Source organism: Pseudoalteromonas luteoviolacea CPMOR-1, assembly GCF_001625685.1.
In the GTDB taxonomy this organism is placed as follows: Bacteria; Pseudomonadota; Gammaproteobacteria; order Enterobacterales; family Alteromonadaceae; genus Pseudoalteromonas; species Pseudoalteromonas luteoviolacea_K.
The window spans coordinates 50390-65323 of record NZ_AUYC01000051.1 but is presented as its reverse complement, the minus strand read 5'-3'; the positions used below and the strand labels follow the sequence as shown (position 1 = coordinate 65323).

The 14934-nt window shown below is 41.5% G+C and carries 11 protein-coding genes; 4 read left to right on the top strand and 7 right to left on the bottom strand.

Translation table 11 applies throughout. From position 1 onward, the window contains the following. Positions 1 to 10 precede the first annotated feature (10 nt). Positions 11 to 6139 carry a DNA repair ATPase gene (locus N473_RS20210; protein ID WP_063369490.1) on the top strand — a complete coding sequence of 2043 codons (6129 nt, stop codon included), beginning with the start codon at positions 11 to 13 and terminating at the stop codon, positions 6137 to 6139. 104 nt (positions 6140 to 6243) lie between these two features. Then, positions 6244 to 6465, top strand: a complete 222-nt coding sequence (locus tag N473_RS20205) for a hypothetical protein (protein ID WP_155735680.1) — start codon at positions 6244 to 6246, stop codon at positions 6463 to 6465. A 244-nt stretch (positions 6466 to 6709) separates the two neighbouring features. Here the strand turns inward: N473_RS20205 and N473_RS20200 are convergent, their stop codons facing one another. The 7 genes from N473_RS20200 to N473_RS20170 form a co-directional block, all read right to left on the bottom strand. Then, positions 6710 to 7117, bottom strand: a complete 408-nt coding sequence (locus tag N473_RS20200) for a hypothetical protein (RefSeq protein ID WP_155735679.1) — start codon at positions 7115 to 7117, stop codon at positions 6710 to 6712. Positions 7118 to 7159: 42 nt separating this feature from the next. Then, positions 7160 to 8098 carry a tetratricopeptide repeat protein gene (locus N473_RS20195; RefSeq protein ID WP_063369487.1) on the bottom strand — a complete coding sequence of 313 codons (939 nt, stop codon included), beginning with the start codon at positions 8096 to 8098 and terminating at the stop codon, positions 7160 to 7162. Further along, a complete protein-coding gene (locus N473_RS20190) occupies positions 8098 to 8577 on the bottom strand; it encodes a hypothetical protein (RefSeq protein WP_063369486.1) in 480 nt (159 codons plus the stop codon). The genes N473_RS20195 and N473_RS20190 overlap by 1 nt, the downstream gene beginning before the upstream one ends. After that, positions 8567 to 9904 carry an ATP-binding protein gene (locus tag N473_RS20185; protein WP_063369485.1) on the bottom strand — a complete coding sequence of 446 codons (1338 nt, stop codon included), beginning with the start codon at positions 9902 to 9904 and terminating at the stop codon, positions 8567 to 8569. Before N473_RS20185 ends, N473_RS20190 begins: the two co-directional genes overlap by 11 nt. Positions 9905 to 10295: 391 nt before the next feature. Next, positions 10296 to 11264, bottom strand: a complete 969-nt coding sequence (locus N473_RS20180) for an MBL fold metallo-hydrolase (protein WP_063369484.1) — start codon at positions 11262 to 11264, stop codon at positions 10296 to 10298. Positions 11265 to 11296: 32 nt separating this feature from the next. After that, complete coding sequence (locus N473_RS20175) at positions 11297 to 11785, bottom strand: MarR family winged helix-turn-helix transcriptional regulator (protein ID WP_063369483.1); 489 nt, start codon at positions 11783 to 11785, stop codon at positions 11297 to 11299. A 274-nt stretch (positions 11786 to 12059) separates the two neighbouring features. After that, positions 12060 to 13337: a dicarboxylate/amino acid:cation symporter gene (locus N473_RS20170; protein ID WP_063369482.1), complete on the bottom strand. Its 1278-nt coding sequence runs from the start codon at positions 13335 to 13337 to the stop codon at positions 12060 to 12062. Positions 13338 to 13554: 217 nt separating this feature from the next. On the opposite strand from N473_RS20170, the gene N473_RS20165 reads away from it, so the two are divergent. Together N473_RS20165 and N473_RS20160 are read left to right on the top strand one after the other, a co-directional pair. Further along, the gene (locus N473_RS20165; protein ID WP_063369481.1) at positions 13555 to 14268 is read left to right on the top strand and encodes a class I SAM-dependent methyltransferase; all 714 of its coding nucleotides are present in this window, start codon (positions 13555 to 13557) and stop codon (positions 14266 to 14268) included. Positions 14269 to 14305: 37 nt separating this feature from the next. Then, positions 14306 to 14728 carry an energy transducer TonB gene (locus tag N473_RS20160; protein ID WP_063369480.1) on the top strand — a complete coding sequence of 141 codons (423 nt, stop codon included), beginning with the start codon at positions 14306 to 14308 and terminating at the stop codon, positions 14726 to 14728. Positions 14729 to 14934 lie beyond the last annotated feature (206 nt).

The following is a 14934-nucleotide window of genomic DNA, read 5'->3' as shown; positions in this document are numbered from 1 at the left end:
ACAGTAGACTATGACGGACTCTGCAAATAATGCCGCACTAGAACAGGGCTCTTATGATTTAATCAAACGTCGTTTGAGTAATTCGGGTGCTCAATTGCGCACAGACATTGATTTACTCAACCAAAACCGTATTGATACCTTTGGCAGCACTGAAATCAAAGTGAAAGGGCGTGCGAGAGTAAGAACCGAGCACAATTGTATACCGCGAGATATCGTGCTCATTGGTGATAAACTCATCTTTGCTTACAACGTATTTTTAGGGTTGAAAAAGAATACCCAAGTAGGCGATGTGTTCAGTGTTCAAAAATTGGTTCAACAAGATGAGCACTATGAGGTAGAAGCGTACCCAAGTGAAACAAAGTTTCTCACAGACAATCGATTTTTGAGAGATTTTGACGAGTTATATACCTATTACAAAGAAACCCGCTTACAGCATTTATTTCAGCAAAATGGCAAGCTTTACGCGTTATTTCAAATCGGTGATAAGCTCACTGATGTGCGTGTTTTTCGCTGGGAGATTGCGGCAGATAATACCCTAGATTACATAGATAATCGTGGTGAACGTGATTTAAGTAACGGCCAAGATTATGATTTTGAGTGGATAAAAACGGATAGAAGTAACCATGTAGAAGGTCGTCATGGGCATATTAATATTCTTGATACCGTATTTGTTGAGACGGTTGGCGGTGATCTAACCATTAAAATCGAGAATAACACTGAAAGTGGCGAAGGGATCTATGCGGAGCCAGTCGAAGATAAAAACCAATCTCTCGCTGACTGTGATGTGGAGTATGCGAAGCTTGGCGAAATCATCTTACTTAAAGTGCTCCCTTATCGAGAAAAGGTTTGGCGTTATTATATTTTTAACTGTGTGACCGAAAATGTCATCCGCCAAGATGCCATTTCCGATGCGTGCGTACAACTCCCTGATGACCACGGTATTATTTTCCCAGGGGGCTACTATTTACAATCAGGGCAGACGCGTTCGTTTGAAGATCACATTGAAAACTTAGAATTTCATAAGCAAATTAAATCGCCCAATGGCGAAGATGTATTATATGTTTTTTATGAGCCGAGCGAAGGGCGCTACGCATTATTTGCTTATAACCTGATCGAGAAAAGCCTTCAAAACCCAATCTACTGTCATGGTTATGGTGTTTATGAAGATGGTTTAACCATCACCTTCAAAGCCGAAAAAGAAGAGGCAGAGCGTGTTCACCCGATTCAGATCTGGGACAGTCCATTTTGCTCTGTTGAATTTGCTGCCAATGCCCCGACACCAAGCAGTATGTTGGGTAAAATTGGTAATCCAGATTTGGTCCGTGGTATTTCAGATCTATATAGTGTCTGCAAGGCCATCAGTGAGCAAAACCCTAATGTTTCTCACTATGAAAGTTTGATCTCCTTAACACGTAGTATCTTAGATAGATACCATTGGCTGACAGAGCCAGACTTTGCTCCGCTCAATACCCAATTGCATGAGATATTTGAAACCTCTGAGCAGGTTTTGGATGAATTTGAGAAGGTCAGCCAAATACAAGAAACCGCCAAAAAAGCGTTGGCAGATATTGAGCAAGAGTATAAAGCGATTACCAAGGATATTCGCCCTGATAGTTTTAAGCTCGCAACTGAATTTGTCACAGGCCTTGAAGCGCTGAAATTGCTTAAAGGTAAAATTATTAGCTTGGAAGAGGTGAAATATATAGACGTAGCAGCATTACAAGCGCTGCAAACACGTCTTGATACGCTAACTTTAGATTTGAGTAAAGCAACCGCGCAATTTTTACGAAAGGAAGCGGCTTTAGCGCCATATCATGACAAACTGGATGAACTGACCGGTTTAAGTGAGAAAAGTGAGAGTGTCACCGAGCTAAATGGGTTTTTAAGTGAGTTAGATGCGCTGGGTGATGAGCTTGATTTACTCAATCACACCATGCTTGATTTAGAAATCGATGATAGCCGTGTTAGAACCCAGATCCTCGAAGATGTCAGTGGCGTTTATGGTTTAGTTAATCGTGCAAAAGCCAGTATTGAAATTCGTCGAAAAAGTCTTGGCAGCGTTGAGGCAAAAGCGGAATTTGCAGCGCGCTTTAAGCTGTTCAGTCAAAGTATTACCAGTAGTTTGAACAATGCACGTACGCCAGAGCAATGTGATGAGCAGCTCTCTCGTTTGCTAATTCAATTAGAAGAGCTGGAATCTCAATTCAGTGAGTATGACGAGTACCTTGCGGAGATCATGGCCAAGCGTGATGATGTTTATGAAAGTTTTGAAGCACATAAACAGCAGCTGATAGATGAGAGGCAGCGCCGAGCTCTGAATTTGGCCAATGCCGCTGAGCGTATTTTGCAAGGGGTAACTAGACGCTCACAAAACTTCACTGATATTGATGAAATCAACAGTTACTTTGCTTCTGATCCGATGATCAGCAAATTACGTAGTTTGACGCAAGAGCTGAAAGAGCTCGGTGATGAGATCAAAGCAGATGATATTCAAGCCAAGTTAAAAGCCGCCAAAGATCAGGGGGTCCGCTCACTGCGTGATAAGCAGGATATATATAGCGATGGTGGCAACTCAGTCAAAATTGGTAAGCACAATTTTGGTGTTAACAAGCAGCAACTTGATCTGACTTTATTACCTCGTGACGAAGACTTAATGTTTCATCTGACTGGTACGGAGTATTTTGAGCCGATTGGGGATAAAAGTATTCGTGAGACTTTGCTGGCTTATCGTCCATACTGGCAGCAGAATTTAGTCTCTGAAAATAACGACATATATCGTGGTGAGTTTTTAGCCGCGCAAGTACTGACTGCGGCTACAGACCCTACTCACGCACTGACGCTTGATGAGTTAAATGCGGCGATAGGTGAGGGTACACTGCTCACATTAGTGCAAAAATTTGCAGAGCCTAGATACCAAGAAGGTTATGAAAAAGGCATACATGACCATGATGCAACCCTGATATTACAAAACTTGCTGGCACAAAAGCAGGCATTAGGATTATTGATATATCCTACTTCAGCGCGAATTGTCGCACAGTTGTATGCAAGCCAATGTGATGACAAGCAATTAATCAAGTGGCGGGAGCAATCTAAACAGGCTGAATTGATGGAGACCTTGTTAGGTGATGCGCGATTTAAAGTACAGCTAGCCACTGAACTTGGTGAGGTGATCACTCAGTTTGCACAAACCGAGTTAAACCGTTATCTGGGTTATACGTCAGCCTTATCCGGGCAGTTAAGTGCTGAATATTTAATTAAAGAATTGGCGCAGAGTAAAAAAGAGCTCACTTTTTCGACCTCTAATACGGTCAAAAAGCTAGCAGAGCAATTTAACAGTGTCGCCAGAAGTAAAGGGTTTGCAGGCTCACTACAAGATACGCTGCAGGCACTGGAGCATTTGCAAGATCAAGCCATTATGTCAACCAGCTGGCTTAATGCCTATGGGCAACAGCATGATACTGAGGTCAGTCCCGATCAATTGATTGAGGCGGCCAATATGGTGCTATTACAGCATTTAAAAACGGCTAAATTTACCGCGCAAGATGTGACCATCTCTAATCAAGTTAATGGGCTGTTAGGTCAACATATTCGTATTGATGAGCAAACATTAACGCTTGAATACTCGGAATTTTTTGCGCGTACAGAGCTATATTTGGCTGAACATGTTCGTGGTTTTAGTCACTACCATGAAATTAAGTCTGATATTTTGGTTGAGCAAAAGGAGCGCTTGCAGCTTGATGAATTCAAGCCCAGACCATTGAGCTCTTTTGTTCGTAACCAGCTGATTGATAAAGTTTACTTTCCAATTATTGGTGATAACCTTGCGAAGCAAATTGGTGCGTCAGGTAATAACAAGCGTACCGATTTAATGGGGATGTTATTGCTTATTTCTCCGCCGGGTTATGGTAAAACGACGCTGATCGAATATGTTGCGAATCGACTTGGCTTAACATTTGTCAAAGTGAATTGTCCTTCAATTGGTCATGATCAGGTGTCACTCGACCCAGGCCAAGCGATCAATGCAACGGCCGCAAAAGAGATTGAAAAAATCAATCAGAGCTTTGAAATGGGCAATAACGTCATGCTTTATTTGGATGATATTCAGCATACCAATCCGGAATTTTTACAAAAATTCATTTCACTCTGTGATGGCTCTAGGCGTATCGATGGGGTATGGAATGGTCGCAGTAAAACTTATGACCTACGTGGTAAAAAGTTTGCCGTTGTGATGGCGGGCAACCCTTACACAGAATCTGGCGAGAGCTTTAAAATTCCAGATATGTTGGCCAACCGTGCCGATATTTACAACTTAGGTGATACCTTATCGGGGTGTGAGCAAGAGTTTGCGATGAGCTTTATCGAAAATGCACTCACCTCAAATGCGGTACTTGCGCCACTTGCCAATCGAAACATGCAGGATTTGTATAAATTGGTGCGTATTGCGCAAGGTGAAGATATCTCTTTGAACGAGTTGGAGCATAACTATTCGCAGGCGCAAGCAAACGAAATAGTATCTGTACTACAAAAGCTGATCCAGATAAGAAATACGGTTTTAAAAGTGAATGCCCAGTATATTGCCTCTGCTGCGCAAGACGATGATTATCGTATTGAGCCGCCGTTTAAGCTACAAGGCAGTTATCGAAACATGAATAAGATGGCTGAAAAAGTGGTGGCGGCAATGAATGATGAAGAATTAGAGAATCTCATTCAAGACCATTACCGTGGTGAGGCGCAAACGCTCAGTAAAGGCAGTGAGGAAAACCTCCTTAAACTCGCTGAGCTACGGGGGACGTTGGACGATCAGGCAAGTGCACGCTGGCAACAGATCTTAGATGATTACGCGCTGCTTAACCGAGCCAATGATGCAGGTAGCCCTGTATTACTTGCTGTCGAGCAATTAGGCGAGCTAAATCAGTCACTCAATAGCATTGCAACAAAGCTGGACAAAGAGCAGTTAAGTCATAATTACTCTGCTTTATTTGAATCGCTTAATCATGCGATCAGTGCACAAGACGCCAACCACAGCATACAGTCGGTGGCCAATGTGATTGAACGCAGTGCGCAACAGTCACCACTGACAGCATCCTTTGAGCAGCTAACGGGGCTTTTGGCGGAACAGCATCAGCAAAGCCAAGCGCACAGTGATCAAATAGCGCATCAAGGTATGAATGCGACTGAGACACTGGTGAGTAAGGTGAATGATGCTTTGGCACAGCTCACTGATGCTTTAAATACCCAGTCAGAACGTTATTCAGAGCAAACACAGCGTGATGAGCAAAGGGCGGTCAATAGACTTGCTTCACAACATGCTTTAACAGAGGCTCTGTCTGAGCGGTTACAGCTGCTTACCAACGCAATTGAGCACCAACATGACAGTCAGATTAGCAGTGCAGAGCATAGTGCTTTAAAACACAGTGAAGTAATGGCAAAACAAGGTGCAGAGCTAACAAAGTTAGCTGATGAATTGGTGAAGGTATGCAGTGAGTTAAGTACACAAAACACGCTTAAGCAGTCGTATGCAGAGCAATCAGTTGAACATCAGCAAGCGTTAGTCGAGGGGGTTTCCAGCAAGTTGGATCATATGGCTAAGGTGTTGGAAGCACAAAACCCAGTTGCACACCACACACGTCAGTCCGAGCTGTTAGCGCAACAAAATGACGCGTTAAAGACGATTGCTGATAAGTCTGATTTGACGACCGCTTTATCTGGGCTTAGTCGAGAGTTAATGCATAGCCAAGATGCGTTAGGGCTTAAATTCAAAGAAGCGCTTGAGTCAAGCCAGCATCAAACGGCAAAGCAACTTTCAAGTGTGTCAGGGAGCCTGCAACAACACCAAGATGAACTGACTTCACAAACACAAGTTCAAAGTTCAGTTTTAGAGCAGTTAGTTGTCCAACTACGAGAGCAAGTTATCAGCTCACAGCAGTCTAAACCGAGTGAGGAAGTGGCACTTGCGCTGAGTGAGTTGGTCAACACGGTTTTACCTTCGCTGATGCAACAGGCTGAGCAATCAAGCACCCTAGATCCGGAGTTTGGTCGCAAAGTGGATGTGATTCTAGAGCGTCTCGCACGTATTGAGCGACTGCCTGCGCCGAGTCAAAACTCAAATCAAAATAGCGATAACCCTTATATGCTGTAGCATATGAACAATGGAAAAGCCGATAGCGTATGCCACCGGCTTTTTTACCTCTGGATTTGAAAACATATCATTCACCGATAAATGTACCGTGGAGCATGACCAGCATGGCAACTATACGTCCTTTCTTTAGACTACTTGCAGGTTTCGCTGCACTGCTGTTTTGGGGGGCTTCGTTTTTTCAATTATTGGGGTTAATTGGTACAGAGTCTGAAGAATTACTTAATTGGTTTCATTGCATTGGTAGTTTTGGTGTCGCGCTTGGGTTTTCTTATATCTCGATCGCTGGGCGTTTACCAAGCATGCCTTTTGATATGTTTTTTAGGTAGTCACCAGTTATATTCAATCAAGTGCTTTGTCATTAATCTCTAATTTAAATTTAAGTCCCAGATAGCGACAGTATTACACCTTTTTAAATTAACCTTTTTGCATGTGTAAGCGATGTGAGTATTTTTAAGGCAATCATGCTGATGGCGCTGAGATGTATTTGGTTTTGCAGTGGATTGAAAAGCCGGTACTTCTTGTATCGGCCTATTAATGAATCATCGATTAGAGCATAGTCTAACGCAGATTTTAGCTATCTACGTTAGACTGTTCACTATTAGAGAGGTGTGACCCTTTTTTGAAAATGATTTTTTCATTACATTCAATACAATAGCAATAGTTTGCAAAAAACTCGGCCTCCACCATGAAAGAAAAAGGCCTCAATAATTTGGGTATTGGCTCACTTAGCTGTGGCTTTTTAGATATCTGATTGAAAAATGGCAGCGCTTTGCCATTACAGTGAGGGCATCGGGTTGAGTACGCCAAGCCTAACCATAACATGGGCGCTACAACGGCACCGGCTATGAGCATATGTCGAGCCATATTCAAATCAATAAAACTGACGAAGTGAGACTTGGTCAGTATTCCATATATTGCAGCCAAAACAATGAGTAAGACATTAAAAACCGATACTCCATAATAAAGCTTGAATCTCACGACAGACCTTTTTGATTAAAAATAATAACGTAAAACTGTCTATCAGAAAGTTTTATCAAGTGTAACGGTTTCTAATTCCGCTTTTAGTTTTTTATCAAACCAGACAGGGCCTACCCACATGTAAGCAACAATGCCTAACCAAAGCATTGATACTACGGAGCTTATGGTTTCAAATCCGGCATCGTCTAGACCGATGGCGAACACGCGAAAGACAATATAGGCGGTAATGAGCAATAATATTGTTCTGGTATTACTCCCGCTGATAAGCCAAGTATTTAATCGCCACCAAACGCCCATCGCGGCATTTTGTCGAGCTTTTATATTTGTTAACAATGTCAGGGCATTATGGTCATTTGGATCTTGTTGCAAAGCCCATATTGCGTGTTCTTTGGATTCTGTGATCTCACCTTGACGCAATAAACAATGCCCTTTACCTATCAATGAGCCGCTGTGTTGAGGTTCGATCATCAGCGCTTCATTATAATAGGCTTGTGCTTGATTCAAGTCGTTTAAGTTAAGCCACAAGTCCCCAAATTTCGCCAAAACATCTGGGTCATCAGGGGCAATCTCTAGTGCGCGCGTTAGCGTAGATTTTGCTTCCTCAAGACGTCCTTTATCTAACAGCACTGCACTGAGCGCTTCTAAAAAACTCGGGTTTTCTGGTTCGAGGGCAATGGCTTGCTCAAGATGAGTTAATGCAGCTTGATAATCTTTTTTAACGTGCAACAAGCAGCCCAATACGTAGTGGGCATACGCCGAGTTTGGGTCGAGCTCTAACCCTAATTTTGCCTCATACTCAGCGGCAAAAATCCGCTTTTGCTTTATTAAGCCAAACGACAAATAGCTATGTAGGACCCCATTGTTAGGTGCGATGGACAAAGCGGCTTTGAGTGCTTCTATACCACCGTTATAGTCACCATAACGGTATCGTTGTGAGGCTTGCTCAATTAAGTTGTCTATTGAGTTGTCGTCGTAATCCATTATTGTGCACCCGTTAGTAGATGAGTTATGGCAAATACTTCAAGTTTCTTACCAAAAAATAGGGCCAAGAATAGGCCGAACACTGGCGTTGCAACTTTGCCATCAAAATACTCATAGATATCAAAACTTTCTTTTTGCATTAAAAAAATCTTGTAACAAAAGACAAGCTCTATACTGATGATGAACAGGTTAATATACTGCGGATTGATGCCGCTAACCGCACCGTTACTTTGCAATACGCTTACGCCTGTGTACAAAGCAAAAAAAGAGATAAAAGCGCTGCCAATGATAACTAGCTCTTTATTACGAGAGGGGCTATTTAAAGCGAAGCTGTTGAGCGCTGACCATGCCCAGCTAAACAAAGGACCACCGAGCATAAAGCCAAGTAAAGGCCACATTGGATCTACGGTTGTATGAGAGAGCTTGTTGCTCCTAGGTTCATCGATTATTTGATATCCATGCATCGTGCTATTTTCCATACTTTTTCAAAAAAGCCATTACTTCGTCATATTGCCCAGCATCATTTGCATATTTAGCATAATTTCTGGCCATAGTGAGCCATTCTAATGTGGTTGGTTTGCTAATGTTCATTGCGCCATTCACATGGTTTTGATTCAGAGGGACTTCTAGCCCGTTTGCAATAGAGTCATCAATAGCTTCATCGACTGCTGACTCGATTAAATTCATTAAATCTGCACCAGAAAAGCCGCTTGTTTGATTGGCAATTTTTTCTACGTTGATTGACTCGCCGCCTGGCCTATCTTTCAATAGCCCTTTTATTATCTCGACGCGTGCTGCTTGATCCGGTGGTGCAATAAACACAACGCGATCAAATCGACCTGGACGTCGAAATGCGGGATCAATTGCCCACGGGACATTGGTTGCCCCAAGTACCAATACGCCTTGGTTATCTTGCGCGAAACCATCTAACTCAGATAAAAATTGACTTACTAATTTTGATGACGTTGCTTCTCTAGTGTGCTGACGCTTGGCTGCTAAGGCTTCTATTTCATCGAAGAAAATGACTGCTGGCGTGTTGGCTCGGGCTTGCTCAAAAATAGCATGAAGTTTGCGCTCAGACTCCCCAATATACATATCTAATATGTCTGAAATGACCACGTTATAAAACGTTGCATTGCACTCTCCGGCTGTTGCTCGAGCGAGTAAAGTTTTACCGCAACCTGGGGGACCATATAAGAGAATACCGCCACCTATTTTTTTCCTGAACTTGCTAAACAGAGAAGGTTTTTGAAATGGTGTAATGATTTTCTTGCGTATCTGTTTTTTAACTTGGTCTAATCCGCCGACGTCATCAAATGTAATGGTGTCTTTTGGTGGGTGAATGACACGTGTTACTTCAATCGTATCAGTATCGTCATTTGAAATAACACGTAATTTCACTTTTTTGTCAGCGGGTGAAGGAATGATGTCTGAACGCAATATTTTTGCATATTCAAGATCTTCTAAAGCCGGGTTGTCACTAATCGCTTGTTCATAATATGCCTTCGCACTTACCAAGTCGTTTAAAGCATTATATGCCTGTGATCGGATTATATTGATATCTGGCGTCGTGAGTGTAAGTGTCTGTAGTGCGGTTTCGGGTTGCTCCATTGCTAAGAATACTTTCGCAGCTATGGGCTGTTGAATTTGATCTAGTGTGCCTAGCTCAATATCCTTAAGTAGTTCATATGCGCGCTCAAGTTCGTTGTTTTCAAAATATGCTTGAACAATTGTAAACCTTAAGTGCAAGTTTTCAGGGCTTTGGGATAGCGCTATCTCAAGGCTATGTAGCAGATTTTTGTCCATTGATTGTTTCTTCTTAGTTATGGATGTGAAAGATGGGAAAATCTATTACTTGTGTGTGATAACGTATGAAACGAGTATGGGTAATACAGTGTTTGCTTTAAGCCGTCCAATTTGGTTGATTATTCCCTGTACCGGAACAAAGTCTAACGAATTTAAAATGAAAAGAAAAGTCGGTTGCTGTTGCAAATTTACTTATATCAGAGCAGATAAATACATTGGAACCGCATAGCTATGAAGGGATTATGATTTTACATTGCCATACCTGTATATGGGCAGTTACCTAACACTCACTATCTATGGGTGATGTCAATACAACGCTGGCTGGTAAGCCCATACGACCTGGCTTTTTAAGCTATGTTGATTTGTATCGTTTACTTTAATTGATGAATGCCTAGTCTTTAAACCGTCTAGCCAGATTACTTATGGTTTTTTGAAATAAGCTCATCGGCTTGATAATGAATCGGTCAAATACTAACTCGGTTGGAGCTTGGTTTGTATGCAACGCGTCATTGAGCATATGAAGTTGTGTCACGTCTAAATCTAAGTATGATTCATGAGGCTGATACGTTGAACCAATTGGGTAATACTGTTTTGGTATATTTTTCATTTCTATATGGGCGCCTAATATTGCGCTCACTGCGTTATCTTTTGCGAATTGACTCAGCTTATTGATACTGTATTTGTATGCGTTCCAGTCTTTTATATAGATATATCCGGGGTAAAGTGTGTCGCCTGTTAATAGCCATTTATTTTTCGGATCATAAATACTCAGACTTTCCTCTTGGTGGCCTGGTGTGGGCAGAATTGTTAAGGCTCTACCGCCAAGGTCGATGAGCGCCTGTTCATCAGGCCATCTTTGAAATTTAAAGTAGGCGTGTAACGCAGTCTTTGAAGGTCGGATAAGTGTTGTATTCGGTTGGTTGTCGAAAGCCCAGTCACCTTGGTGGTGATCACTGTGTCCATGCGAGTGTATAACGAGCAGTTCTTTGTCTGAGAGTTGCTTTTTACCTAACAGTTTCTCTAGTGTTTGATACAAGTTATACGAAGTGTCCTCTCCCAAAGCGCCTGTGTCTAAAACCAAAATAGCTTGCTGGCCAACCAATACATAAATAAAAGGCGCTTCATATGTTAAGCACTTGCTTTGTCTAATAATATAAGTGCTTGCATCATGCTGATAAATATCATGGGCAGCCTCTTGTGATGCGTCACAATGTTGAGCTCCGTGGTGCCATTTGAGTTTAGTGAGCACGGTGTTTGGCAATGATGTCTCGCTGTTCGTGGAGTCCGTGTTTAGGGTGCGCTCTGTGTGAATTGAACAGCCACTTAAGAGTAAAAGTAATAAAGAAATATACGCTTTCATATCGCCATCCTTTATATAATTTGATGTTTGTTTTAATACTGTGATTTATCCAACGCTTCGAGGCGTTGCATAAGCGTCGTCTCGATGAGTGCTTTTTCAGCTTCTCGCACTTTTTGTAATAAGTCACATTCGATTTGTTTAGTGAGCTCAGTGAATACTTCAGTCATTTTTGACGTCAAAGGCTTTAATTGCATCACTTCTTGCTGACCAAGTTCGGTTAAATGCAGTGTTTTTGCGCGCTTGTCTTTTGGGTTAGGTTGTCGACAAACTAAATCAAGCTTGACCAGAGTATGTATTCTTTGTGTCGCCATCTGATGGGTAACACAAAGCGCTTCGGCTAATTCAGCGACAGTCACGCCGCTGTTTTTCTCTAGGAAATACATGCTGGATATCGCAGTGCTAGGTACGGTGATGCCATAACTTTGAATAGCGGCGGTGCCTTGCTCGCTGATTAAGTCTGATAAACGTCGACAAAAGTGCGCCAAAAATGCTTGGTCTAAGCTCTCTAAATATGAACTCATGATACATCTTAAAATTATACAGGTACTTGTACATTAGCATGTGTGTAAATTTATACAAGTACTTGCATAAATTTACATGGTTTAAGTGATTAACATTTGAGTTGAGGCGATGGTGCTGGTGTAGATTTTTACAAAATGATGATTAAAGAAAGATAATATCTTAATTTAGTACAACAGGTTATATAGCATGGCGCAAAGATGCACAATGCTGGTGGCGTTGTTAGATGAAAACAAACAATGGCTGCTAATACCAATTAATAAGTGTAGATGTGCTTTACACGGCTTTACTTAGCCATCGATTCATTAATAGGCATGCGGTGAGATCTCCTGTGACATTCAGCGTTGTTCTACACATATCTAAAATTCTGTCTACACCCAAAATCAGTGCAATGCCAGAGGGGGGAATACCAAAGCTGGTCAATACCGAAGCGAGTATCACAATGCCCACTCCAGGTGTACTTGGAGAGCCAATTGATGCACCAACCGTAGTCAGCATTAACAGTATGATTTGACTGTGTGACAATTCTATACCAAACACTTGTGCTAAAAATAGGGCTGCAATGACTTGGTATAGTGCCGTTCCATCCATATTGATGGTCGCGCCAAGCGGGATGATAAATTGCGCAATCGGCTTTTTTACGTGTAACTTGTGTTCTGCAATTTTCATAGATAGTGGCATCACAGCAGCTGAGCTTGACGTAGAAAAAGCAAGAAGTTGAGCATCTTTAATTGTACTTAAGAATTGCCAGGGTGGAATTTTCCCAACCATAAAAACCAGCAGCAAATAAACACATAGTAGCACCACTAAACCTAATAAAACGGTCATGACATATGCGGAAACGCCAATCAATGCTTCAACGCCAATTCGTATTGTGATATCACACAATAAGCCAAATACTGCCAAAGGCGCTAGTTTCATTGCCCAATTAACAACTTTGAGAGAGAGTGTCTGTACCGACTCTGTAATATCGAGCAGTAAACTTTTTTGCTTTATAACGAGAGAAGTCATGGCTACGCCAATAAAGCCGGAATATAAGACAACAGCAAACATATCTTTGTCGAGCGCAGACTGAGTGAAGTTTGCGGGGATCATGGCTGCGACTCTTTCTGGTATGCTCGAGGCGCTAATCTCGGTAGATATTGCAACGGCATTTACTCCGAGATCTTTTAATAATTTACCATCGACAAAGTAACCTGGTGTGATGACTGCCGCAATTGCTACACCGATACTGACCGAGATGATGGTTGTTATTACAAAGTAAGGAAAGATCCGCAGGCCAACCTTTTTTAAAAACTCAGTATCTTGATTTCCCGCAATGCCTAAAATAATAGATGACATGACCAGTGGAATGACGACCATTTGGATCAAGGCTAAAAATAATTTCCCTGGCAAAGCAACCCATAAAGCAACCTGTTGTGCGTTTTGCTCATTGAGAGCACCTAGCCCTTTAGGAGAGAGTATTAATCCAATCATTAAGCCTAAAATTAAAGCGAATATGATCTTTCGCCAAAGTGTCATTTTATTTAATTTTTGTTGGATAGATTGAGCCATTTAACTCTCCGATCTCACCTCGTAAATCGATTTTACCTACCCCTGTACTGCAATAATTTGATTACCATCAATGGCGAAGCGTATCTATGCCGATTGCATAACAGTATGACTAGTACGTCAGCGTATTAGTCGTTTCATTCTGTAAATACACCTTGATTTTACATTTTATAGATATTTGTGTTACCTTTTCGCTGTATCTGTATGGGGTAATTAATAAATGGAATATAATAGTCCTTTAGGGAAAGCGAAAGCACAGGGTTTAATTGCAAGGTTGCAGTTACCCCCAGCATCAAATGTGTTAGAGGTTGGGTGTGGAAATGGTAAGTTTTTACATCGGGTTTTGGCAGCCTATGATGTCCATGTGGTAGGAGTGGATGTTGATAATGTGCTTATTGAACAAGCATATAATTATGCATTGACACACTTTGAGTCAAGTCGCTTTGAGTTTATTAATAAAGAGATTAAAGCGCTAGAACTACCTTTAAATCACTTTGATTTAATAATTTGCAATGGCGCTACTCATGCGTATGGAAAAGGTTCGAATGCGTTATTTTGTGCATTATCTGAGACGTATCACTTATTAAAACCCAATGGCAAGCTTCTACTGGGGGAGTGCTACTGGAAGCAGCCGCCGAAGAAAGGGTATTTAGATATACTTGGTGTCACAGAGGATATATATCACTCGCATCACGATAATATAAAGGAAGCGCGAAAAGTCGGTTTTACGGCTTTATATGCGACGACGAGCAGTGATGAGGACTGGGATAACTTTGAGTGGGGTCGTGTGATGCACACACAAACATTGTTAGAGGAATCCCCAAATAATGAAGCACTGAGATCAAAGGCTCAGCAGTTAGACTCATGGATTGATACTTACCTTGAGTCGGGAAGAGATACATTAGGCTATGGCTTTTATTTATTTAAAAAATAGCTTTAAAAAAATATTCACTTAAATATAAGGAAATCATATGAAGGTAATTACAATCGCGTTGATGGCGGCATTTTTAACTGGTTGTGCATCACAGCAGGGGATTGATGGCACAAAAGAAAAGCCTATTCTTGATTTAACTTCTTCTAAAAAGGATGTCGAGCTATATTGGTATAATACTAGGAAAGTAGCGCCCGTTTATCCGTCTAGTGCCGCAATGAAAGAGATAAGTGGTTGTGTAGAGTTTGAGTTTGTGATTTCAAGTGAAGGAAAAGCAACAGATATTGAGACAATTAAGTCAATTCCTGGAACTAGATTCATTTCCGCAGCTAAAAAAGCACTCAGACAGTTTAAATGGCAGCCCGTTGAGAGCAATAAATTCGCCCAACCAGTCAGAACGACATTGGAATTAGGATTCTCCACAGACCTTTCTAAACCAGTTGAAAATTGCGCTCCATTATAATTATCAAATGAAGTTGATCTGAGTTTATGCAAGGCCTTTTCAAGCTTTGCATTTTTATTTAGTATCCAATTAGGTCACCTGAAATAACCTTTATCTGAAACTGAAGCTAAGTACTGAGTAACTTACCTGAGATGTTGAAATTTACACAGTGATGATTAAGAAAGGTGTACATCTATTTTAGCATTTAAAGAAGCGCTTCTGATAAA